This is a genomic window from Streptomyces sp. NPDC059582 (genome assembly GCF_042735715.1).
In the GTDB taxonomy this organism is placed as follows: domain Bacteria; phylum Actinomycetota; class Actinomycetes; order Streptomycetales; family Streptomycetaceae; genus Streptomyces.
The window spans coordinates 12,006-34,085 of the sequence record NZ_JBHWCC010000066.1; the positions used below are offsets into that span (position 1 = coordinate 12,006).

Below are 22,080 nucleotides of genomic sequence, written 5' to 3' on the forward strand. Positions count from 1 at the left end.
AAATCGGGGTTCAGTGGTCGGACCGCTCGGCGAGGACGTCCGTGGCGTCCTGGCCGGAGCCGGAACCGCACGGCGGATCCGACCGGGCGTGGCGGAGATCCGTGCCGGGATCCCGATCGGGCGGAAGCCGGCCCACCCGCACGGTGCCGGAGGGCGACGGGATCTCGATCACGGCGCCGAGGTCGCCGGGGATCTGTGCCGCGTACGACCGCATCACCGCGGTCGACGGGTCGATCACCCGCGCCCTGTCGAGCGTCCCGGTGACGAAGGAGTCCGTCATCGCCTCTTCCTTTCGCGCCGTGCCTCGTTGTTCCTGGCATCGAACCTAAATGAATGCGATAGGAGATGGAATTATCAAAACAGGAAAGGCGGTGTGACCGCACGAGTCACACCGATTCCCGGAGCATTCTCCGCCGATTTCTTCGATGTTTTGTCAAATGATCGCGAAATCGTCGAGACCCTACCCGAGCTGTGATCTCCAGGCGAATATCAGGGGATCAACTTCCCGAGACGGAGACGGAAATGCGGGAATGAATTCCGACGGAAATCACTGCGAATGCCCGGCACGACCGGCGTCGGTGTGAGCCAGGCGATTCCGGACACTGGCCCTCGCCAACGCGCGATCGCGGACGCCGAAGTACGCCTGGAACGGGGCGACATACGCAGGTCCGGAAGAACGCCGAGGGCGACGCGGACACGCAACCGCGTCGAGGCGAGTGCACCTCTGGCCCCGCGGGCGCGTCCTCGCCGACCTGGCGTCGATGTTCAGGCGGGGCGGGGGAGGGCCGGATTTCCTCCAGTGGCTACCGTTGCCTCGACAACGCACCGCACCGACATCTGGAGAAACCCGTGCCCGTCCCCCTCGGCGAGGACGTGGTGGCGCTGTTGCGTCGCCCCAGCACCTGCTACATCGCTACGACGATGCCCGACGGCTCGCCCCAGCTCACCCAGACATGGGTCGACACCGACGGTGAGCACGTTCTGATCAACAGTGTCGAGTCGCATCAAAAGACCCGGAACATCGCTCGCGACCCGCGGGTGGCGGTCGTGGTCGCCGACCCGTCGGAACCGGCCTCCTACGTCCAGATCCGGGGCCGTGTGGTGAGTGTGACCACGGAAGGGGCGGTCGACCACATCGAGGCGCTCGCGAAGAAGTATCTCGGCGGGCCCTACCCATGGTTCGGCGGCCGCGACCAGGTCCGGGTGATCTACGTGATCCAGCCCGAACGGATCAGCAGCCCGCGCGGCTGAGTGCGACGGGTCCCTGCCGCGCATCGCCCAGGCCGGGGCTGGGTACCCGGAGCCTGCAGGGAAGGCGCAGGGAGGAAACCCCCGGAGCGTTGAATCGGTGACAAGGCACATGACCATGAAGACGAAGACGGTGTCGAAGTCCCGGAAGAAGCCGTCCGACGCGACGGACAAGGCGGTCGTTCGCGCCCTGCTCGCGCGACAGGAGCGCACCTGTGCGGCGCAGGCCGGCATCCGGTTGCGCAACACCCCCGCTCCGCTGTACCAGACGCTCGTACTCGCCGTACTGCTCAGTGCTCGGATCAGGGGGGACATCGCGGTGGCGGCGGCCAAAGCGCTGTTCGAGGCAGGTCTGCGTGACGCGCGGGCCATGGCGAACGCGTCCTGGCAAGAACGCGTCGACACACTCGGTGCGGGCGGCTATCGCCGTTACGACGAGCGCACTTCCACCTTGCTCGGCAAGGGGGCCGAACTGCTGCTGGAACGCTACGGCGGCGACCTGCGCCGTCTACGTGCCGAACCGGACCCGAAGAAGGCCCTGTTGGACCTGCCCGGGATCGGGCCGACGGGAGCCGACATCTTCTTGAGGGACGTGCAGGGCATCTGGCCGGAGTTCGCGCCGTACATCGACCGCAAGGCTCTGGACGGAGCGCGGCGGCTCGGTCTGCCGGACTCGCCCGAGAAGCTGGGCGGCTTCGTCGTCGGTCGCGAACTGCCCCGCCTGGCCGACGGCTTGGTCCACGCGGCCCTCGACAAGCCGCTCGCGGACGAGGTGCTTGCCGATGTCGGCTGAACACTCACCACGAACCAGGGGAGTTGCCCCGATGACCTGCCGACTCCTCATCTTTGACCACCCGCGCATCCGGCTGCTCCTGCGCCATCCCGCCATCGCACTCGTCTGTGCGAGCACGGACGCTTCGCTTCGGCATCGAACGCCAACGCACCGCAAGGAGTCGAACTCGTCCGGCGAGCCACACACCGACGAACGCACCACCCGTCGAAGACAGACCTGAGTCGCCACCGGTGCGGCACCGGGCGCCGCCGTATGAGGGCTACGGTGACCCAGGCCCGGCCGGTGCGAGTGGCCGGGCGTCGTGCACCGGTCGCGGCAGCAGCATGCATCTCGGCCGCGCCCAGGGGTACTTGCCCCGCACAGCCCGTGTGCACGCAGAAGCGAGAGGAGGCACGTCGTGAGCGACCGGCGAGCCGAGGGCCCGGAGAGCGAGGAAGCCCCTGCACCGCACCCCATTCCCCGGGATCGCCCGGACCAGCAGGCAGGTGCCCCCGACGATCCTTGGGAGCCTGATGAGAAGGCCGTCGTGAAGCCCGCGGACGACGACCGGGCCGACCCGGACATCCCCGACACGGACGAAGCCGGTACCGGCCGTCGAGGCGCCCCGCACTCCGCGAGCTCACGCCCCGAGCACCCTGTCCCGGACGAACCTACGGCGTGAAGCACCGTGCGGGACCGCCCGTCACCCGGCGGTCCGCCGTCGAAGCCCTCTCATTGCGGTGTCTCAGCTGTAGGCTCGACGGAGTTCGTGGTGGACAACTGCTGGTGCGCAGCCGCCGGTGACGCGGCGGGGTTCCGCACCGCCGCGGCCAGTTGCTGTTGCATGTGTTCGGAGAGCGAGTGTCCGTCGATCGAGCCGAGCACGTCCTCGGCCACCAGGTGCAGTTTGGTGTTGGTGCGCTGGGACACCCTGACGAGAACGCCCCACGCGTCCTCGGGACTCAGCCGGAAGGTCGCCATCAGTACACCGCGGGCCAGGTCGATCACGGGCCGGGTCAGCATGGCCCGCCTGAGCTGCTCGACCTCGGCGCGCAGATCGTGCGCGGTGCCGTCGTTGCCGCTGCGTGCGGCGGGGCGACGGGTCGCGAGGGAGTGCGGGGTGCGGGTCTCATCTTGAGGACCCGCGGGGTGGAGGGTGGAGAACAGACACCGGGTGCCCGTCATGGTGAGCAGCCTTTCGACAGCGGGGCTGGTGGCCTGAAGGGCGAGTGTCTTCCCCTCCGCCAGGGCCAGCCGCCGTATGCGCAGCAGGGCATTGAGGCCGGAGCAGTCGCAGAAGGCGACAGCGGTCAGGTCGAGGTCCACACCGGTGACGGAGCGGTCCAGGGCATCGCCCAGTGCCTGACGGAGGACCTGTTCCGTGTCGATGTCGATCTCGCCGCACGTCTCGGCCACGATCCGGTCGCCGGCGGCGTACGTCACCGTCTGGAGCCACGGGCTCCAGGCGATGACGTCTCCGTCTACGCGCTGTGGGGAAAGCTCGCGATCCGGCATGGGGCCTCTCCCGGGGTTCCACCGGCTTCCGCCACCAGGTTCACCCTCTCGCCACACATACGTCAAGAGATACATGAAAAAGCTTTCACCCTTTTGATTGCCTGAATCCCGGGTCCTATGCTGTGGGGATGGGTGAAGTACCTGAGTCGCACACCGGCTGGACGTTTCTCACCAACCACGCCCGCGTACTGGTCTCGATCGCCGACGACCAGAACGTACGGATCCGGGACATCGCCGCGCGCTGCAGACTCACCGAGCGCGCCGTCCAGAAGATCATCGCCGATCTGGAACAGGACGGGTATCTCACGCATATCCGGCAGGGGCGTTCGAATGCCTACCACATCCAGCCCGGCACCGTCCTGCGGCATCCGGCGGACAGCGGCTCGACGGTGGCGGATCTTCTCCGCCTGCTTGCCCAGCACGACAGTACGCCTCAGTAGTTCCAGAGACGCCGCGTTGGTGGGGAAGCAACTGAACCTGTCGGAGGGCGGCCACGGTGCCGACGTTCCCCAGCTCCGGGGTCAGGGGTCCTGCGGCCTCGGTGCGGGCAGATACCGGTGCCACCCGCCAGCCGGCCGCGCGGGGGTCACGTCTCGACGAGGCCCAGTTGCCGCAGCATGCCGAGTTCGTCGCTGCTGCCCCAGCGTTCGACGAGCTTGCCGTCGCTGTCGAAGCGGCTGATCTGCATGCCCCGATAGCTCACTGTCCTGCCGGTCGCCGGATGCCCCATCAGCTCTCCGAGGTGCGTCCCGGTGATGGTGTAGGCGAAGGCCAACTCGTCGTCGGTGGCCACCAGATGTTCCACATCGACGTGCAGATCGGGAAACGCGGCCCGCAACTCGCCGAACATCGCCTTGTACCCTTCCGGCCCCGGCCCCTGTCCGGGGGCTGGATCGTGGTCGATCGAGCCGGGCGCGACGATCCCTTCGAGGACATCGAGGTCGCCGGTGGCGACGGCCTCACCGAAAGCGGTCTGTGCGGCGATGTTCGTCTGCTGAGACATGGTTGCTCCTCGGGGACGTGTCGACCATCGGCCCCGCCACTCGGTCGCGAAGTTCGCGCAAACGTGCCGTGTTTCGACGCTACACCGGCCCCGTGACCCCGGCATGTCCGGACCGCCGGACCCCAGTGTCACTCGTCGTCCGCCGGCGGGAGATCCTGCTCGGTCCAGAGCGTCTTGCCGGTGGGGGTGTAACGCGTGCCCCAGTGATGGGTCATCTGGGCGATGATGAACAGACCCCGGCCCCCCTCGTCGTCGTTCGCGGCGTGGCGGAGATTGGGAGTGGTGTGGCCGATGTCGGAGACTTCGCAGATCAGGGTCCGGTCACGGATCAGCCGTACCTGGATCGGGCCGCCGACGTAGCGGATGGCGTTGGTGACCAGTTCACTGACGATGACCTCGCTGGCAAAAGTCAGGTCGTCCAGCCCCCAGTCGCGGAGCTGCTTGCTCACGGCGGTGCGGATGGTCGCCACCGCCGCCGGGTCCGGGGACACCTCCCACTGGGTGAACTGGCTCCGGTCGAGCAGGCGTGTGCGGGCCAGGAGCAGCGTGGCGTCCTCGTCCACCGGCCCGGGCAGCAAGGTGGTGACCGCTCGGTCGCACAGTTCTCCCAGGGCCGCCCGGTCCTCGGCGAGGACATGGGACAGTTGCGTGAGCCCGGCGTCACGGTCGTCGGCCGCCTGGAGGAGGCCGCCTGTGAAGAGGGCGACGAGACTGCCCGGCGGGAGCTCCAGTTCCGTGCTCTCGTAAGGCAGCCCGGCCATTCCCAGCGGCGGTCCGGGAGGCAGCTTCGGACAGTGGACGACGCCCGTCTGCAGTCGGACGGCCGCCAGCACCGTCTCCCCGGCCCGTGCCAGGCTGCACTTCCCCGAGACGGGGTCGTACACCGCGTACAGACAGGACACGGCCAGGGCCTGGTCCGCCTGCGGCCTCAGGCGGGCCGGACCATGGCCGGCCCCGCGTTCGCGCGCGGTCTGCTCGACCAGGTCGTCCAGGCGGGACAGGAGCTCGTCCGGACTCAGGTCCAGCCGGGCCAGGACACGCACACCCGTACTCAGGCGTCCCATGGTGGCCGCGGCGCGCAGTCCGTGCCCGAGCACGTCCCCGACGACGAGGCCGACACGGGTGCCCGACAGGGGGATGACGTCGTACCAGTCGCCGCCCACCCCGGATCCGCTGTCGGCCGGCAGGTAGCGGCTCGCCGAGTCGACCGCGACGTGCGTCGGCAGACGGCGCGGAAGCAGGCCTCGCTGGACTTTGAGGGCGACGGTGTGGCCGCGGGTGACCACCGGCATCAGCAGGAGTCCGATCAGCAAGGCGCCCAGGCCCAGAACGGTGACACCGCCGGTCCTGCCGATCAGCGGCAGGTCGACGGTGGTCGCGCCGTACCCGGGGTCCGCGTAGACGACGAAGGCGGCGTAGAGGAACAGCAAGAGCATGATCAGGCCGCCGAGCCCCGGCAACACACCCTTGAAAACCATGTCTTTGACGCTGCGGGTGAGGACCTTGCGGTGATACCAGAGGCAGGCGAAGCCGGTCAGTCCGTACTGGAACGCGATCGCGAGGCCGATCGAGTCGATCGAGTCGGCCAGGACGTTCGTGCTGAACGACGTCAGCAGGACCAACAAGGCGATCGAGGCCGCTCCCATGCCGACGGTCCCCCAGGTCGGGGTGAGAAACCTGCGGTGGACCCGGGCGAACCGGGGCGGGACGACCTTGTGGACCGCCATCGAGAAGACGGTCCTGGCCAGCGGCAGGATGGTGGTCTGGGCCGAGGCCAACGCTGAGGTCAGGACCATCAGGATCAGCAGTCTCGACAGGAGCAGGCCCATGTCCTGGCTCCCGAACACGGCCTCGCCCAGCCCGGAGAACACATCGTCCGAGTTGCTCGCGTTACCGAGCCCGATGCCCGAGGTGCCGATTCCGGCGAAGGCCTGCGCCGAGGTGGACACCAGCCCGTACATGATCAGGAGCAGCACGGTGGACATGACCGCGGCGCGCCCCGGGACGCGGGTGCTGTCGACGGTCTCCTCGTTGACCGAGAACGCGGTGTCCCAGCCCCAGTAGATGAAGACCCCCGCGAGGATGCCCGAGGTCAGGGCCTCTATCGAGGGCACCTCGAAGGGATTGAACCAGGAGGCGGAGATGCGGATCGTCATCGGGGAGGGATCGGTGTAGACCTTGACCAGCGCGGCAACGGCGAAGAGCATCAGCATCGCCACTTCCAGGCACAGCAACCAACGCTGGACAGCAGCCGAGACCTCGATGCCGACGTAGCAGATCGCGGTCAGCACGGTGATCCAGACGATTCCCGCCACGGTGGTCCACAGCCGGTTCTCCCCCAGTTCGTTCAAGCCCACCAACCGGAAGCTGTAGGAAGCGGCGATCGCGGCGAGATTCGCCATCACCAGGATGTTGGCCACGATGAGGCCCCAGCCGCCCATCCAGCCGGTGCGCGGTCCGAACGCGCGGGTGGCCCAGGTGAAGGTGGTTCCGCAGTCGGCATTGCTCGCGTTGAGCTCCCGGAAGGCGTACGCGACCAGCAGCATCGGGACGAAGGCCAGCATGGTGACGATCGGGGCCTGCAGTCCGACGCCTGCCACGATGATGCCGAGCGTGGCCGCGAGGCTGTACGCCGGGCCGGTGGAGGACAGGCTCATGACGACCGAGGAGAACATGCCCAGGGCATCGTTCTTGAGCCCTTTGCGGCCGGCCCCTGTCCCGGGGGCGGGGCGGCCGGCGGACATGGCGCTGCCAAAGAGCCTCACACTTGATTCCAACGCCGGGCCACTCCCGTCGCAACAGCTCAGGGCCCGGCGGGAAGGCCGTCGGTCACACGAACGGGCAGCCCCGATGACGCCCGCCTGCCTTCGTATCCGCGCGGCTGCCGCAGTGTCGCCTGATCAGCATCGGTGGAACGGCCTCATGAGCGATCAACGATGTGATCACACAGGCCGAGGGTCACTTCGGAGTCCGATTTCCGCAGGACGACCGACCGGGGTGAGTCGATGACGTGGTCGTAGGGCTGTGTGCAGTCGGGTGAGGAGGGGGAGGGCGTCGGTCGCGGTGTGGGCCTGTGCCGTGGGCAGGTGGGCCACGCCGGGGGGAAGGGTCATGCCCGCGCGGGGGATGGCGAGGATGCGCATGCCTGCGGCGGCAGCCGAGCGGATGCCGTTCGGGGAGTCCTCGACGGCCACGCAGCGCGCGGGCGCGACGCCGATCGCGGCGGCGGCGCTCAGATAGGCATCGGGGGCGGGTTTGCCGTGGGCTACGTCCTCGCCGCAGACGACGGCGGAGATCCGCGCTGTCAGGCCCAGCTCCTGCAGGATCGCCTCGACATAGCGGCGCGGGCTGGCTGTGGCCACCGCCACGGGTCCGTGGCGTTCTGCTTCGAGCACGAGACGGAGTGCCCCGGGCAGTGCCGGGACCCGGCCGGCGGCGCATTCGTCAGCGATCGCGGCGGTGCATGTCTCGAGCACGTCGGCGGTACTCGCCCCGCCGTCGCACAGTCCGGCGACGTAGGGCGCCCAGCCGCCGTTGCCGTGCAGCGCGGCATCGTCCTCGGCCCGCCAACGGTGCCCGTGGACGGCGGCGAAGGCGGCGCACACCCGCGCCCAGGCTTCACCGCTGTCGACCAGGGTGTCGTCCAGGTCGAAGATCGTCGCCTGGGGCATCGACGTCACACCGTGGCCGGAGAGGCGAGACGCAGCTCGCCCGACAGCTGCTCGATCGAGATCAGCGACAGATCGTGTTCGTCGGCGAAGGCCCGCAACCGGGCAGCGCGAGCGACGGAGCCGTCGTCCTCGCAGACCTCGCTGATCACGCCGACCGGGGACAGTCCGGCATGGCGCAGCAGGTCGACGGTCGCTTCGGTGTGCCCACGACGCTCCGCGATCCCGCCGGGGCTGGCGCGCAGCGGGAACACATGCCCGGGACGGACGAGGCGGTCCGGACGGGCGCCGGGATCGGCCAGTGTCCGCAGGGTCAGCGCCCGGTCCGCGGCGGAGATGCCGGAGCCGACACCGACCGCGTCCACCGAGACGGTGTACGCGGTCGTGTCGGTGCCGGTAGCGGCCGGGACCATGAGGGGCAGGTCCAGCTGGTCGGCTGCTTCCGGCGCCATCGGCGCGCAGATCAGTCCGCTGGTCCAGCGGACGAAGAAGCCCAGAGTCTCGGCGGTCGCGAACTCGGCCGCCATGACGAGGTCGCCCTCGTTCTCGCGGTCCGCGTCGTCCACCACGATCACGGGCCGACCGGCCCGCAACTCCTTGACAGCGCCCGCCACCGTGTCCAGGACCGTGTCCGACCGCAGCACCGATACCTCGAAATCACCATTCACGGGGAGTGCATCGGTGGCTGGACGAAGATCCTTGAGCGACCCGTACGCCAAGTGGACGAGGAGGCGCCAGAACCGGCTCGTTCACGGTCGCACCGCAGGTGAGCCGCTGTATGCGGCCACTGGTGCCGACGCGGCCCGGGAATTGTTTCGGCGGGTGCCCGGCGCTGGGTGACCGCGTCGAGGTCTACGGCAACGCCGACACCGCTTACCGCCCGTACCGTGCGCGGTCGCGCTACGAGGGGTACGCCGCACTTCTACCGTGTGAGGCGCGCCGCCAGCGCCGCCGCGAACTCCTCTGCCCGGGCCAGCTGTGCGCGAAGGTCGCCGACCCGCTGCTGCGCAGCCTGTTCACAGCCGCGGACGCGGTGCAGCAGTTCCTCGCGATCCTTGCTGGACAGTTCGTCGCCGGAGTCCAGGCGGTCGGTGGCGTCGAGCAGGGCGCGCATCTCATCGAGGGAGAAGCCGAGTGGCTTCATCCGGCGGATGACCATCAGACGCGCGACGTCGGCCTCGGTGTAGAGGCGGAAGCCACCCTGGGAGCGGGCGGAGGGCATCACGAGGCCGGAATCCTCGTAATGGCGGATGGTGCGCAGTGACAGCTCGGTCCGTGCCGCGACCTCACCGATCTGCATGTGTTCACCGCTCACACGCGCTGCCTCCCTCGCCTCTCGCCGGGGCCTCGGACGGCCCGAGCCGATCTCTACCCTAACGTTAGGGTAGAGTCACCCTGGTTTTCGGTCGGCTCGCTGGTGTGGCCGTTTTCATGACGGTCAGCCGTGTCGGGACTGAAGAAGCCCCCGGCGAAGCGTCGTCCGCAGGAGTGAGCGAGCGCAGGTCCGTGACGTCCGGCGCCACTGTCTGTCCGACGTGACCTTTTCGCCCCCTGACCGACGCACGATTTCCCCGTAGTCGCCGCGTTGCCCACGGACTACGGACCGGTGCTCGCGGACCTCGCCATTCGCCGCCGCACACATACCTCCTTGTGCGCCCACACCGATGCCGGGCGTGCCTGAGCACGACACGTTCCCACCATGGTGTCGGTCGCGACCTTCGACTGGCACTCCATCGCCCCGAAGACGCTTCGACGGATGCCGGCCGGGAAGATCACCGTCATGGTGATCACCGTGGCGTGCGTGGTGGCCACTCACCATCTCGCCATCGGCGTCGTCGTCATTCGATCACCCCTGGGACATGGTGCAGCGTGCCAACACCCGCGGGGTGACAGTCCGTTCACGAAAACGCTGTCGGCGCTCGGCGGTCGCGGCGCCAACTCGGACCGGCCGGCGCCAACGGAGGCGATCGCCGGCACGTCCGGCGGAGCGTGCTCTCCTCACTCACCGGGCGGACAGGGGTCCGGCGAGCCGGACGGGGGCGCCGCTGCCGGCGGCCCCGATCACGCGCTCCCGTAGCCGACTGGGGCGCCGAGCCCTGGAGTAGGAGGGTGGGCGTAGAACTACGGAGATGCCGGTGGAGCGGCGGGCTGTCGGTCGAGAGCGTCAGCCGTACCGGCGACAGCCGGGCCGAGGCCATCGGGGAGGTGGGTCATGACGAGGGCAACGGCCTCCTCCGCTGTTTCGGTCTCGCCGATCACCGCACCGCCGCGGGGGCTGTGGACGCGGAACCGTCCGTCGTGGAGTGGTTCAACGACCGGCGCCTCCACCAGGTACGGATATCGGGTACAGCTGCTGAAGGCCAGGGTGAAGTGGCTGGTGAACGGGTAGAGCTGCCGCAGTCTCGGCTGTGCGCCGGCCGCAGCCACGAGGGGAAGAATGCCCGGGAACGCGGATCCCGGGCTGGTGATCCCGTGCCTTGCGCGGATCCACTGCCAGGTGAGCGGTAGTTGCCGCCACTTTGTCTCGACAGCGTCGACGGGTCCGCGCCCGGGTACTACGGCCATATCAGGCTTGTTCGCCTTGGTCGGCCACGAGCGTCCCGCGGAGATGGAGTGGTTCGAGCTCATATCCACAGTCTGGCGTCACGCAGCCGCCACGGAAAGCCCTTCAGGTCCAGGACCCCGGCCGTCTCGGCGCGAGTGTGGGCCGTCGGTCAGCCGCCGTCCGGCGCGTCGATGATGTTGCCGTCCTCGTCGAGTGTGTGAGTGTCCCAGTAGACGTCCCACTTGTCGCCGACCTGCTGTGGCACCTTGCCCTTCGGGTATCGGGTGTAGCCCGACGGGGGCTTCTCATCGTTCGCGGTGCACGCCGAACCGGTGCCGTTCACTGTCAGGACGGGGTACTCGCCACTGCTGCAGATGGCCTCCTGGTACTCCAGGCCGGAACATCCGGTGAGTGCCACGACTGCTGCCGCGCCGACAAGAGCAGCACCGACTGCCTTCAACCCGCGGGGGCGGAAGGCGGTGGTGGGTCGGCCGGCTCTGCGGGGCATGAACACGATCGTCTCCTGTCATCGGGGCTGCTCCCACTCTCGCCGCAGGCAATCACCGAGCCCTGAGTACGCGTACCCAGAAGCTCGCGCGCGGATGCTCAACTCGCCGCGATCCAGGGGGCGGAGCGTCACGTCGCGACCCGGTGGCGGATAGGGAGTGCGCCAAGGTGCCAAACCCCGGCACGGGTCTGCGCCCCGGGCCGGGATGCCGCACCTGGGCCCGCTGATGTGTGGCATCGCCTGCGCCGCGAACGCTCACCGCCCGAGCGGTGCGGTGCGGCCGGGTCTTCGATGTCCTCCCGGCGCGCACGTGCTCGCCGACGCGGAAGGCCGGGTCGGCGTCCACGGAGCGCAGAGTGCCCTCGGGCGTGGGCGCGTAGTGCGGTCTGTCCGGCTCCGGGATGGACGGCTCCTCTACCTGTTCGCCGCGCAGGTTGCGGGCTCGGGCCTCGATCGCGCCGGGGGCCGGGACGAAGCCTTCGGTGAGCATGAGTTCGGCGGCGTTGAGCCGGCGTCCGACGTAGCCGTCGTCCGCGGCCTGCCGGCGCCCGAGCGCGTCTCCCTCTTCGCCTCGGAGACCGGCCGCCGCCTGCTCGATCTTCTCGGGCGGACGGCAGGGCGGTGGCTCCGACTTGTCCGTGCGTGCTGCGGCACTCGTCCCGCTGTCAGGACGCCTTGCGCTGCCGCCTGATCGGCTCCCCCACCCGGTGCAGGTGCGCGAGGGCCTCGCGGTAGGACTGGATCAGCCCGGTCTCGTGATACGGCACGCCGATCTCCGCGCAGTACGCGCGCACGACGACCTGGGCCCGCCGCAGATGGGGAGTGGGCATGCTCGGGAACAGATGGTGCTCGATCTGGTAGTTGAGCCCGCCGAGCATCAGGTCGGTGAGCGGGCCGCCTCGCACGTTGCGGGAGGTGAGTACCTGGCGGCGCAGGAAGTCGGGCCGCTCGTCGCCGGTGAAGGTGGGCATGCCCTTGTGGTTCGGGGCGAAGGTACAGCCGAGATAGACACCGAAAAGGCACTGGTGCACGGCGAGGAACGCCACCGCCTTGCCGGGGGAGAGCACCAGGAACAGCGCGGACAGATAGGCCGCCAGGTGCAGGAAGAGCAGACCGCCTTCCATCAGGCGACTCTTCATGGACGGCGACCGCAGTGCCCGCACGCTCGCCACGTGCAGGTTGAAGCCCTCCAGCGTCAGCAGCGGAAAGAACAAGAACGCCTGGTGGCCTCCGACGATGCGGGCCAGACCGCTGCTGTCGCGGGCCTGCGCGGTGGACCACACGAGGATGTCCGGCGAGACATCGGGGTCCAGTTCCTCGTGATTGGGGTTGGCGTGGTGACGGGTGTGCTTGTTCATCCACCAGCCGTAGCTCATGCCGATGCCGAGGTTGCCGAAGAGGCGGCCCCAGACCTCGCTCGGGCGCCGCCGGCGGAACACCTGCCGGTGCGCCAGGTCGTGCGCCGCCAGCGCGACTTGGCCGAAGAGCAGGGCCATGAACGCGGCGACCGCCAACTGCCACCAGGTGTCGCCCAGCGCGACGAACGCCGCCCAACCCGCTCCCAGCAGTCCGGTCACCAGCCCGAGCCGCACCGTGTAGTAGCCGGGGCGCCGCTGCAACAGCCCCGCCTCGGTGATGCGCTGGGACAGCCGGGCGAAGTCGCTGCCGGCCTCGGGGTCGGAACTACGGGGACGGACGGCGGGCGTTGCGGCCGCGACCGTGGCGTCAGGGGAAGTCGTCATGAAGCCGAGTCTGCTGATGGCCGTCCGACCCGGACAAGCCTGCCAGGCACAGGCCTCCTGGGGGGCCTGCCCCCCACCGCCCCAGGGGGATGCCACCACCATGACAGCCCTGAGCTGGGCTTTCTCCGGCGATGACGCATGCCGCCGAAGCGCCGGGACGTGCCTTGACCGCCGGAAGCCGGGGGGCCGCACAACGTCAGGCTCCATGAGCACGGTCGTGGTCCGGCCGGCTCGGTCGGCGTGACGAGTGCCGACAACCCACTCGCGCCCGCGATACGGTGACACCTGACGATGTGCCTGACCGAGGCGCGTTACACTGGATCTTGAGCGTGCCGCGGAAACGCGCTGCACGTGTTGTGCGTCGGTGGTCCAAGGAAAGACGCCCCGCTTCCTGCGGGGAGGTGCAGGTGCAAGGCCTGCCCGGCGCTCGAGCAGACCCCGTCCCGGAGATCCGGGGCGGGGTCAATGCTGTTCGGCGGGCTGGGGAAACGGCCGCCCCCCGTCCGGCCGCGCAGCTTCACGCAGTCGCCCACTTGCGCGTCTCCGCGACGAACAGGACGACGGTTCCCGGCGGTTGGCGCCATGCACGGTGATCGACTGCGTGCTGGGCGGAGTGGTGAGTCAGTCGGCGACCTGTGTGAAGAGCGCTGCGAAGATCCGCTGGCATCGCGCGGTCATGTCGTCGGCCGTCTGATCGGGGTGATACCGCCACCAGGTGACCGAAGCGCTCACGGTCCCGTACCAGAAGTGCGTGACGAGGTCGACATCGAGCGGATCGGTGGCCGGCGAGCTGCTGAGGAAGCCGGCCACACCGGCCGCTCCCATGCGGTTGAGTTCCCGCCGGTACACGGTGGCTGCGGCGTAGAGTCCGCTGTCCGCTGTCAGGGTCGAGTCGTAGACGAGTTCCCAGTCCTCCAGGTGCGATTCCAGGGCACGGAAGATGGCTTCCAGGGTGCGTGGTGCGCGCGTGATGCCGACTGGTCCCGCTTGTGCGCCTTCCACCGCTGCGACGAGGCGGGAGCCCGCCCGGTCGAGGCAGGCGAGGTAGAGGCCGTCTCTGGATCCGAAGTACTCGTAGATCATGGGCTTGGTGATTCCCGCACAGGCCGCCACGGTCGCGATCGCCCCGCGTGCATAGCCCTTGGTGCCGAACTCCGCTGCCGCCGCGTCCAGGATCAGCCGTTCCCGGTCCTTGCGCGGCATGCCTTTGGTGCCCACCCCGCGTGTGACGCTCGCCTGCTTGCCCATGACCGCCATCCTATGCCACGGTGACCCAGCGGTAACTTACCCTTCGTTCAGATCGGTGGTGTGGCCAGTGCTACGCAAGACGCGTTCGTGGTGGGGATGGGGAAACGTCGAGGACGCGGTGGTCGGCGCAGAACGTGCGGCGCTGAGCCGACGGGTCTCGGAACTGCTGCCCGGCGCGGACCTGACCGATCACGCGGCCCCGCCGATCGAGTCCTTCGATGTGGGTGAGAGCAGGGTCCAGGCGCCACCCTCCCTGGCGTCGATCGTTTCCGAGGGTGCTCGTGACCGGCTGGCGCACAGCCACGGACAGGCGTTTCGCGACGTGGTCCGGGCGCTGCTGGGCAAGCTGCCTCACGTGCCCGACCTCGTCGTTCGTCCGACCTCGGAGGCCGAGGTCATCCAGGTTCTGGACTGGTGCAGCGATGCCGACGTCGCGGTGATCCCCTTCGGGGGCGGCACTTCGGTGGTCGGCGGTGTCGAGCCCCGTGTCGACGGCGGGTATTCCGGCGTGGTCAGCCTGGACCTCACCTCGATGGACCGGGTTCTGGAGGTCGACCGCACCAGCCGGGCCGCGCTCGTCCAGGCCGGGGTGCTCGGCCCCCATCTGGAAGGACAACTGAGGCCGCATGGCTACACGCTTCGGTTCTTCCCTCAGTCGTTCGAGTTCTCCACCCTCGGCGGCTGGCTGGCCACCCGGGCGGGAGGCCATTTCGCGACGCTGCTCACCCACATGGACGACCTCACCGAGTCGCTCCGGGTGGTCACCCCCGCTGGTGTCATCGAGTCCCGCCGGCTGCCGGCCTCTGGTGCAGGCCCTTCCCCCGACCGGCTGTTCCTCGGTTCCGAGGGAGCCCTCGGCGTCATCACTCAAGCGTGGGTCCGGCTTCAGGAGCGCCCCCGATGGAGGGCAGGCGCGTCGGTGAACTTCGTGGATCACGACGCGGGCGTGAAAGCCGTTCGCGCCTTGTCCCAATCCGGCCTGCACCCGGCGAATTGCCGGCTCCTGGACCCGGTGGAGGCATTCATCAACGCGGGCTCAGCAACGGCCGTCCTGGTGCTCGGGTTCGAATCCGCGGATCACCCCGTCACCGCCCGGATGGAACGCGCCCTGGAGCTCTGCCGTGACCACGGCGGTACCCTGTCCGAGCCGCCGCGTCACACCGACGCCGCCGAGCAGACCGCGCGCAGCGGAGCCGCGGACACCTGGCGATCCTCGTTCCTGCGGATGCCGTACCAACGCGACGCACTGGCCGCGCAGAGCATGATCGTGGAGACCTTCGAGACCGCCTGCACTTGGGACCGGTTCGACGCTCTTCGCGCGGCAGTCGACGACGCGGCCCAGGACGCCATGCGTGAGGTCGGTGCCACCGGCGTGGTGACATGCCGGTTCACTCACGTCTATCCCGACGGTCCCGCACCGTACTTCGGGATCTACGCCACGGGTGCGTGGGGCAGGACTGTGGAGCAGTGGGACGACATCAAAGCAGCGGTCTCCCAGGCACTCATCGCCGGCGGGGCCACCATCACGCACCATCATGCGGTGGGCCGTGACCATCGGCCGTGGTACGACCAGCAGCGCCCCGACCTGTTCGCCTCGGCCCTCCAAGCCGGCAAGGCGACGCTGGACCCGGCCGGGATCCTCAACCCCGGCGCGGTGATCGATCCCCTCCGCAGGGCCTGATCGAGTACGTCCGTTCTCGCCGTGGACAGGGCCACCGACGGTCGGACGCCAGTGGCCGCGGCGACGGTCGGACGTTGGTGGCCGCGGCGACGGTCAGGCCGTCGAGTTCGTCGGTGCTCACCCGGCCTGGGGTCATGGCGCATGAGCACACAGGGCTCGCGTGCGGGATGTCGTGAAGGCTCCGCGTCAGGACCGGCCGAGTACGCAGAACTCGTGGCCCTCCGGGTCGGCCAGGCACGTCCACGGGACGTCGCCCTGGCCGAGGTCGAGGTCGGTGGCGCCGAGGGCCCGCAGCCGGGCCACCTCCGCCGCCTTGTCGTCACCGGGGTACGGCAGCAGGTCGAGGTGGACGCGGTCGGGCACGGTCTTGACGCCGGAGCGGCGGAACTCGAGACAGGGGCCGACGCCCTTGGCGGAGCGCAACACCGCGTGCTCGTCGGTCACCTCGTGCAGGGTCCAGTCCGTCGCCTCGTCCCAGAACCGCGCCATGGCCCGCGGATCCACGCAGTCGACCACCACGCGGGCGATCGGACCGGTGTCCCGGTAGTTCTCCCGGGGCTCCAGCACGCAGAACTCGTTGCCCTCCGGGTCGGCGAGAACGGTCCACGGCACGTCGCCCTGGCCCACGTGGGCGGGCGTCGCCCCGAGAGCCTGGAGGCGCGCGACCAACTCCGCCTGATGGGCCGTAGAGGTGGTGGCGAGGTCGAGATGCACACGGTTCTTTGTGGCGGTCTTGGGTTCCTGGACAACAACGACATCGATGCAGACGGCGACCGGGTCCGGCCAGACGAAGCCGCCGCCGGGTTCGACGTTGGTCACGCCGGGTCCCTCGCTGGAAACACTCCAGCCGAGCGCCTCCGCCCAGAACCGGCCCACCGCCGAGTCGTCCAGAGCCTTGATGTTCACCTGAACAGGTCTCAGTGCCATAGAGGTGATCCTAGGCACCCGCTCCACACCGAGGCAGGCACCGTCGCCAAACAGAGATCAACTCGCCCACCGTGCCGCGATGCTCAGCTCGCCGACCAGAGTGCTCGGCCCCGCCAGGTGAACCGCTGAGTCACAGTCAGCCTCATGTGGGTGGGCCGCGTACGCGCGTCCTCGATCACTCTCTCCGCTCGCTCCACCGGCCACGTTCATCTGGTGACTACAACTGTCGGACTCCCTGCCATCTGATCACCGTCAGCTTGTCGAGACCTCCGTTGGCCAGACCCTTGTAGGTCACCGTCCGGTCGGGGCCGACCTCTTGGGCGACGCGTCTCGCCAGCTCCATCCCCTCGCCGAACAACCGGCCTCGTTCGTCGTCGTACTTGCCGTCCTCCCGGTCGCGCAGGTCCAGGTTGAGTGTGGTGTCGATACTCCGCGCCCACGTGTACAGATCGGCAACGAGGCTGTCGGAGAGGTCCAGTCCGGCGGCGGGATCGTCGGGGAAGAAGTCCCCGAATCCGTCGGAGCGCAGCGGTCCGTACGCGAACTCGCCTTCGACCGTGAGGTCGACCGGATACGCCGGTGTGCCGTGGCCGCAGCGTTCCCAGTGCAGGCGGTCGCAGGTCCAGCACACCCACTTCGCCGTCCGGTGGCGCTCGTCCCAGTAGCGCACAGGCCGCAACGGCCCGAGCTGCTCGGCCAGTCGCCGGGCGAGCACCAGGCCCTGCTCGACGTGCTTACGCAGCTCCGGACGTGAGGTGAAACCCGCCGACGGGCGCGACCGCGACCAGGAGCGCAATGCGTCCGCCAAGTGCGTCGGGAGGCCCAGACGCTCGTCGTCCAGGGCAACGTTGCGGGTGAAGGCGCCGAGATCGGCGTAAGCCTGCGGATCCTCCAGCTCGTACAGCGGAGAGGGCCCACCCCGGACCTGCACGAGCAGGTCCCGCGGTTCCTGCGAGGTCATACGGGATGTGCTCCGATCACGAATCCGTCGTCACCCACGCTGATGGCCACTCGCTGCGTCCTTCCCTGGAAGGTGATCCCGAACTATCGTCCACCGTCCTTGAGGCTCCCGGGTAGTGACCGTAGTGATCCGGTGAGGGGCTTGTTCGCGAGGTTGGGGAGGTCGCCGTCCCGCACTCCCTCGGTCGCGAACTCTCACGCGTGCGCAGGAAACTGATGTGGGTCAGGCCTTGTGGAGTCAACGAGCGGTGTGCGGACTGTCGTAGGCGGGTGGGAGGCTGGACCGGTGCTGATCAAGGGATTCGAGAAGGCCCCCCTTGTCGCGGGGGAGGGACTGCTGGCGCTGCCGGGGTTCTGGGCGGCCTGCCTGATGTGGCTGAGCGAGACGGAGGAGTATGACGCCGTTCCTTCATGGTTCGGTGTCGACGGGGCCGATGCCGACGCGGCCTTGGAAGCGCTGAGCGACGAGGACCAGTGGCCTGTCTTCCGGATCCCGTTCGCGGGCGGCCACACCGCGATGGTCGTGGGCTGCAACATTCCCGATGATCCGGGAACGGAGTATTTCGTCACCCACCCCGAGTGGGGGCGGCACGGCCACCTGGCCGGCGTCGGCGGCCACCGGGCCGGCCCGGGACTCTCCTGGCGGGAGCTCCACCACATAGCGCGCACGCCCGACCTCGACGCCCCGGGAGTCCACGCCGAATACGCCCGCCTGCTCCTCCTGTTGCCCACGCTCGGCGACCGGGACACACCCGAGGAAGCCGTGGACATACTCGGCGACGCACTGGTGCGTGCGGGCGTCCCTGAGACGTTGGCACCGCCCCTCGCGCGAGCGTTCATCGAGGACCACCCCTTGTGGGAGCCGGCTGAATGGACGTTTCCTGCCGCCTCCCCGCTCTCGGGCAGCCCGGAGCCCTTCCGTGGAATCCTGCACTGCGACGGGTCCATCAGTCCGCGGTGTGAGGTTCGCCTTGCCCAGGGCATCACCCGAGAACAGAGCGACCGACTGGCCCACGCACTCGGCACCTGGCCAGGCGCGTAGAACGACGGCCCGGGTGGTCAGTTCTGGTGGTCGCGGGGGTCAGCCACCGCGTGCAGTGGCAAGTCGATTCGGATGCCTCGGCAGGAGGTTGTCGCGACCGAGAGTATCCCGGGTCGGAAGGTCCTCCTCCCTAGCCGCTTACGGGCGGGACGCGACCTGTCTCTCCGGCATCATCCTTCGGGGGCGGCCTTCTTCCGGGCGCGGTACGCGGCCACATTGGTCTTGTTGCCGCACATCTCGTACGAGTGCCAACGCTGAGTGCGGCTGCGGGTGGTGTCGTAGAACGCGCGGGTGCACGCATCGTTGGCGCAGACACGGATTCGAGGCCATGTGCCCTCGGTCATGAGCCGCGCCACCGTGAGGGTGATGGCACCGACAACGGGGTCGCCGTCCACCTGCAGCAGCCGCACCGTTCCGGGCGTCGAAAAGTCCTGGCGCAGTGTGACCGAAGAGGCGCGCTCGTCGAGCTTTGTCCAGCCGACTGCCGCCTGCGCGCTGTCCGGCGCGGAGACGATGTCCATGAGGGTCGTGCGCAGATCACGGACGGCGTCGATGCGCTCCGGTGAGGGCTCCAGACCCTCGGGCTGCCCGAAGGGGCGCAGGATGTCGCTCGCCGTCCGAGCGGTCTGGAGCGTGTCCGGGAACGTGGGAGCAGTGCTGTGCGGTCGGGAGTTGAGCAGGTTCACGATCGCCGCGACAGCCGCGGGGGCCTGTCGCGCGGAGTTTGATCCTTCGTTCCTGGGCACCTCGACACTCTAACACATGGTCTATTTGCGGAAGAGGCTTACGTAGGGTGGTGGCTGGCGGCCGACCTGCTCTCCGCCGACGAGTACACCGCCTCGCGGTGGTGGCGGAGGCCGCGGCGCCGGGGCGGCTGCGATCGTCCATACTCTCTCCTGCCTGGCTCCGGCCACCAGTCTCCGGCCGCACGCCCCGTCCGGCCCTCGCACCATGCCGTTCCGCCCGGTCCCTCGCCCGGTTGGCGGGCGTGCCGGTGGCTGCCGCAACCACCGGGCGATTCGGAAACGGCCAGTACACATAGGCCGTCATGCCGTCATGCGTGCCTTCCGGACTGTGGAACACCGAGTCACCGACAGTCGCGCCCCGCCGGGCCACCGCCGGGAGTGATGCGAAGCCCGCGCGTGCCATGCAGTCTGGAAGTGGGGCGCGTCGTGTGCACGAGCGGCGTGGTCGGTAGCAGCGACGTCATCGCCGGCGCCGGACGGAATGGGAAGAGGCCCCCATGAGCGAACACCCGCTGATCGAAGACCACGGACTCATCGGTGACCTGCAGACGGCCGCGTTGGTCTCCACCGAGGGCACGATCGACTGGTTCTGCAGCCCGCGGTTCGACTCGCCGAGCATCTTCGGAGCGCTGCTCGGCAGCGACAACGGCGGTCACTGGACGATCGTTCCCCAGGCACCCACGTACGCGACGAAGCAGCTCTACTATCCGGACACCTGTGTGCTGCTCACCAGATTCCTGACCGAGCAAGGCGTCGGATCGGTCGTGGATTTCATGCCGCCGGCCTCGCCCCGCAATCCGACAAGCAAACACCGGCTGGTGCGCATGCTGCGGTGCACACGCGGTGAGATCTCGTTCGACATCGAGATCGCGCCTCGGTTCGACTACGCGCGGCAACCGCACGAGGTCACCTCGCACCGGGGCGGCTGGCATTTCGCCGGCCGGGACACGAACATGACCGTACATGTGGTGGACGCGGTCGACGGCGAGTGCGCGAGCGGCCGGAGGATTCACTCCGGTGATGTGTGTATGACGGTTGGGCTGCGGGCCGGTATGACCCGCGGCCTGGTCCTGGAGACGTTCGCTGACGGTCCGCCACGCATCGTTCCGCCGGCGGAATGCGAGCGGCTTCTGGAGGACACCATCGCCTTCTGGCACAACTGGCTGGCGCGTTCGCGCTACACCGGACGGTGGCGGGAGACGGTCAACCGCTCCGCCATGACGCTCAAACTCATGACGTACGCCCCGTCCGGGGCCATGGTCGCGGCTCCGACCACCAGCCTGCCGGAACAGGTCGGAGGCGAGCGCAACTGGGACTACCGCTACACCTGGGTACGCGATGCCTCTTTGTCCCTTCACGCGCTGCTCGGGCTCGGATTCACCGAGGAGGCCGTGGCGTTCACCGAGTGGCTGGGCGACCGTGTTCAGGAATACACCGGTCCGGGCGAGCGCCCTCTGAAGGTCATGTACCGCGTCGACGGCTCCTCCGACCTGGCGGAGCAGACCCTGGACCACTGGGAGGGCTACCGGAGCTCGGCGCCGGTGCGGGTCGGCAACGGTGCCGCTGACCAGTTGCAGCTCGACATCTTCGGATCGGCACTGGAGTGCCTCCATTTCGCCGACCAGCAGGGTCTGCCGACGACCTGCCGTATCTGGCAGGCGCTGATCAACACGGTGGACTGGGTGTGCGAGAACTGGGACCGTCCCGAAGCCGGCATCTGGGAGACGCGGGGCGGTGACAAGGACTTCACCTATGGACGGCTCATGAGCTGGATCGCGATGGATCGGGCCATCCGCATGGCCACTCGAAGCGGCCGCCCCGCCGAGGTGCAGCGCTGGACGAGGGAACGCGACGCCGTCTATTGGCAGATCCTGGGGCGGGGGTGGAGTCCGGGGCGTGCCGCGTTCACGCAGGACCTGGGCAGCGACGTCCTGGACTCCGCGCTTCTGCGGATGCCCGCGGTGGGGTTCATCCCCCCGCAGGATCCACGGTGGCTCTCGACCTTGGACGCGATCAAGAAGGATCTCGTGTCCGACGGCCTCGTGTATCGGTACGACCCCGCTGCCTCTCCCGACGGACTGCTCGGCTCCGAAGGCACCTTCTCGGCATGTACGTTCTGGTATGTCGAAGCCCTCGCTCGCGCCGGCCATCTGAGTGAGGGGCGACTCGTCTTCGAGAAGATGCTCACCTACGCCAACCATCTCGGCCTGTACTCCGAGGAGATCGGGCTGACCGGCGAGCAACTCGGCAACTTCCCCCAAGCGTTGACCCACCTCGCCCTCGTCACGGCCGCCCTCAGCCTGGACGCCCATCTCGACGCCGCCACGCCGGGCTTCCCTCCCACCTCCCCGGTTCCGGTTCTCTACGGGCAACCGATGGCAGGTGTGGACGGAGGTCCGCTTGTCACCCTGAGTACCTCCTCCCCGTCGGGCCACGTCACCCGCAGGTGAGCGCGCGACTGCGCGGAGTGGCAGG

21 protein-coding genes and 1 pseudogene are annotated in these 22,080 nt (G+C 68.9%); 8 read left to right on the forward strand and 14 right to left on the reverse strand.

The window, feature by feature from the left end; translation table 11 throughout:
• Nucleotides 1-10: 10 nt before the first annotated feature.
• Nucleotides 11-280 carry a hypothetical protein gene (locus tag ACFV0T_RS36815; protein ID WP_385789059.1) on the reverse strand — a complete coding sequence of 90 codons (270 nt, stop codon included), beginning with the start codon at nucleotides 278-280 and terminating at the stop codon, nucleotides 11-13.
• A 569-nt stretch (nucleotides 281-849) separates the two neighbouring features.
• On the opposite strand from ACFV0T_RS36815, the gene ACFV0T_RS36820 reads away from it, so the two are divergent.
• The 3 genes from ACFV0T_RS36820 (at nucleotide 850) to ACFV0T_RS36830 (ending at nucleotide 2,702) form a co-directional block, all read left to right on the forward strand.
• Nucleotides 850-1,251, forward strand: coding sequence for a PPOX class F420-dependent oxidoreductase (locus ACFV0T_RS36820; RefSeq protein ID WP_385789061.1), 402 nt, complete (start codon nucleotides 850-852; stop codon nucleotides 1,249-1,251).
• A 115-nt stretch (nucleotides 1,252-1,366) separates the two neighbouring features.
• The gene (locus ACFV0T_RS36825; RefSeq protein ID WP_385789063.1) at nucleotides 1,367-2,041 is read left to right on the forward strand and encodes an endonuclease; all 675 of its coding nucleotides are present in this window, start codon (nucleotides 1,367-1,369) and stop codon (nucleotides 2,039-2,041) included.
• 397 nt (nucleotides 2,042-2,438) lie between these two features.
• Nucleotides 2,439-2,702, forward strand: coding sequence for a hypothetical protein (locus ACFV0T_RS36830; RefSeq protein ID WP_385789065.1), 264 nt, complete (start codon nucleotides 2,439-2,441; stop codon nucleotides 2,700-2,702).
• 50 nt (nucleotides 2,703-2,752) lie between these two features.
• Here ACFV0T_RS36830 and ACFV0T_RS36835 read toward each other — a convergent pair whose 3' ends face one another.
• Nucleotides 2,753-3,535, reverse strand: coding sequence for an ANTAR domain-containing protein (locus tag ACFV0T_RS36835; RefSeq protein WP_385789067.1), 783 nt, complete (start codon nucleotides 3,533-3,535; stop codon nucleotides 2,753-2,755).
• Between the two features lie 128 nt (nucleotides 3,536-3,663).
• Between ACFV0T_RS36835 and ACFV0T_RS36840 the strand changes: the two genes are divergently transcribed.
• Nucleotides 3,664-3,975, forward strand: coding sequence for a helix-turn-helix transcriptional regulator (locus tag ACFV0T_RS36840; RefSeq protein ID WP_385789068.1), 312 nt, complete (start codon nucleotides 3,664-3,666; stop codon nucleotides 3,973-3,975).
• A 146-nt stretch (nucleotides 3,976-4,121) separates the two neighbouring features.
• On the opposite strand, the gene ACFV0T_RS36845 is transcribed toward ACFV0T_RS36840, so the two are convergent.
• The 5 genes from ACFV0T_RS36845 to ACFV0T_RS36865 all read right to left on the reverse strand — a co-directional run bounded on the left by ACFV0T_RS36845 (nucleotide 4,122) and on the right by ACFV0T_RS36865 (nucleotide 9,521).
• Nucleotides 4,122-4,538 carry an ester cyclase gene (locus tag ACFV0T_RS36845; RefSeq protein WP_385789069.1) on the reverse strand — a complete coding sequence of 139 codons (417 nt, stop codon included), beginning with the start codon at nucleotides 4,536-4,538 and terminating at the stop codon, nucleotides 4,122-4,124.
• Nucleotides 4,539-4,666: 128 nt separating this feature from the next.
• On the reverse strand, nucleotides 4,667-7,213 hold the full coding sequence (locus ACFV0T_RS36850; RefSeq protein ID WP_385789071.1) for an amino acid permease: 2,547 nt from the start codon (nucleotides 7,211-7,213) through the stop codon (nucleotides 4,667-4,669).
• Nucleotides 7,214-7,480: 267 nt separating this feature from the next.
• Nucleotides 7,481-8,209, reverse strand: coding sequence for an HAD family hydrolase (locus ACFV0T_RS36855; RefSeq protein ID WP_385789073.1), 729 nt, complete (start codon nucleotides 8,207-8,209; stop codon nucleotides 7,481-7,483).
• A gap of 5 nt (nucleotides 8,210-8,214) precedes the next feature.
• Nucleotides 8,215-8,874: a 3,4-dihydroxy-2-butanone-4-phosphate synthase gene (gene ribB / locus ACFV0T_RS36860; protein WP_385789074.1), complete on the reverse strand. Its 660-nt coding sequence runs from the start codon at nucleotides 8,872-8,874 to the stop codon at nucleotides 8,215-8,217.
• Nucleotides 8,875-9,128: 254 nt separating this feature from the next.
• Nucleotides 9,129-9,521: a MerR family transcriptional regulator gene (locus tag ACFV0T_RS36865; RefSeq protein ID WP_385789076.1), complete on the reverse strand. Its 393-nt coding sequence runs from the start codon at nucleotides 9,519-9,521 to the stop codon at nucleotides 9,129-9,131.
• Between the two features lie 375 nt (nucleotides 9,522-9,896).
• Between ACFV0T_RS36865 and ACFV0T_RS36870 the strand changes: the two are divergent.
• A pseudogene (locus ACFV0T_RS36870) lies at nucleotides 9,897-10,046 on the forward strand (sodium-independent anion transporter); the annotation flags it as partial.
• A 281-nt stretch (nucleotides 10,047-10,327) separates the two neighbouring features.
• On the opposite strand, the gene ACFV0T_RS36875 reads toward ACFV0T_RS36870, so the two are convergent.
• The 4 genes from ACFV0T_RS36875 to ACFV0T_RS36890 all read right to left on the reverse strand — a co-directional run bounded on the left by ACFV0T_RS36875 (nucleotide 10,328) and on the right by ACFV0T_RS36890 (nucleotide 14,249).
• Complete coding sequence (locus ACFV0T_RS36875) at nucleotides 10,328-10,834, reverse strand: DUF6193 family natural product biosynthesis protein (protein ID WP_385789078.1); 507 nt, start codon at nucleotides 10,832-10,834, stop codon at nucleotides 10,328-10,330.
• A gap of 86 nt (nucleotides 10,835-10,920) precedes the next feature.
• The gene (locus ACFV0T_RS36880; RefSeq protein WP_385789079.1) at nucleotides 10,921-11,259 is read right to left on the reverse strand and encodes an SCO0607 family lipoprotein; all 339 of its coding nucleotides are present in this window, start codon (nucleotides 11,257-11,259) and stop codon (nucleotides 10,921-10,923) included.
• Between the two features lie 665 nt (nucleotides 11,260-11,924).
• Nucleotides 11,925-13,001 (reverse strand): fatty acid desaturase family protein, encoded by a 1,077-nt coding sequence (locus ACFV0T_RS36885; protein WP_385789081.1) that lies wholly within the window; start codon nucleotides 12,999-13,001, stop codon nucleotides 11,925-11,927.
• A gap of 621 nt (nucleotides 13,002-13,622) precedes the next feature.
• Entirely contained in the window at nucleotides 13,623-14,249 is a 627-nt protein-coding gene (locus ACFV0T_RS36890) for a TetR/AcrR family transcriptional regulator (RefSeq protein WP_385789082.1), read from the reverse strand.
• Here ACFV0T_RS36890 and ACFV0T_RS36895 point away from each other — a divergent pair.
• The gene (locus ACFV0T_RS36895; RefSeq protein ID WP_385789084.1) at nucleotides 14,248-15,930 is read left to right on the forward strand and encodes an FAD-binding oxidoreductase; all 1,683 of its coding nucleotides are present in this window, start codon (nucleotides 14,248-14,250) and stop codon (nucleotides 15,928-15,930) included. The two genes, ACFV0T_RS36890 and ACFV0T_RS36895, sit on opposite strands and share 2 nt — an antisense overlap.
• Nucleotides 15,931-16,116: 186 nt before the next feature.
• Here ACFV0T_RS36895 and ACFV0T_RS36900 read toward each other — a convergent pair whose 3' ends face one another.
• A complete protein-coding gene (locus ACFV0T_RS36900) occupies nucleotides 16,117-16,857 on the reverse strand; it encodes a VOC family protein (RefSeq protein WP_385789086.1) in 741 nt (246 codons plus the stop codon).
• 217 nt (nucleotides 16,858-17,074) lie between these two features.
• The gene (locus ACFV0T_RS36905; RefSeq protein ID WP_385789088.1) at nucleotides 17,075-17,818 is read right to left on the reverse strand and encodes a hypothetical protein; all 744 of its coding nucleotides are present in this window, start codon (nucleotides 17,816-17,818) and stop codon (nucleotides 17,075-17,077) included.
• 285 nt (nucleotides 17,819-18,103) lie between these two features.
• Between ACFV0T_RS36905 and ACFV0T_RS36910 the strand changes: the two genes are divergently transcribed.
• The gene (locus tag ACFV0T_RS36910) at nucleotides 18,104-18,859 is read left to right on the forward strand and encodes a hypothetical protein (RefSeq protein ID WP_385789090.1); all 756 of its coding nucleotides are present in this window, start codon (nucleotides 18,104-18,106) and stop codon (nucleotides 18,857-18,859) included.
• 170 nt (nucleotides 18,860-19,029) lie between these two features.
• Here ACFV0T_RS36910 and ACFV0T_RS36915 read toward each other — a convergent pair whose 3' ends face one another.
• A complete protein-coding gene (locus ACFV0T_RS36915) occupies nucleotides 19,030-19,605 on the reverse strand; it encodes a CGNR zinc finger domain-containing protein (protein WP_385789092.1) in 576 nt (191 codons plus the stop codon).
• 497 nt (nucleotides 19,606-20,102) lie between these two features.
• Here ACFV0T_RS36915 and ACFV0T_RS36920 point away from each other — a divergent pair, with 497 nt between their 5' ends.
• The gene (locus ACFV0T_RS36920; RefSeq protein ID WP_385789094.1) at nucleotides 20,103-22,055 is read left to right on the forward strand and encodes a glycoside hydrolase family 15 protein; all 1,953 of its coding nucleotides are present in this window, start codon (nucleotides 20,103-20,105) and stop codon (nucleotides 22,053-22,055) included.
• The last annotated feature ends 25 nt before the right edge of the window (nucleotides 22,056-22,080 follow it).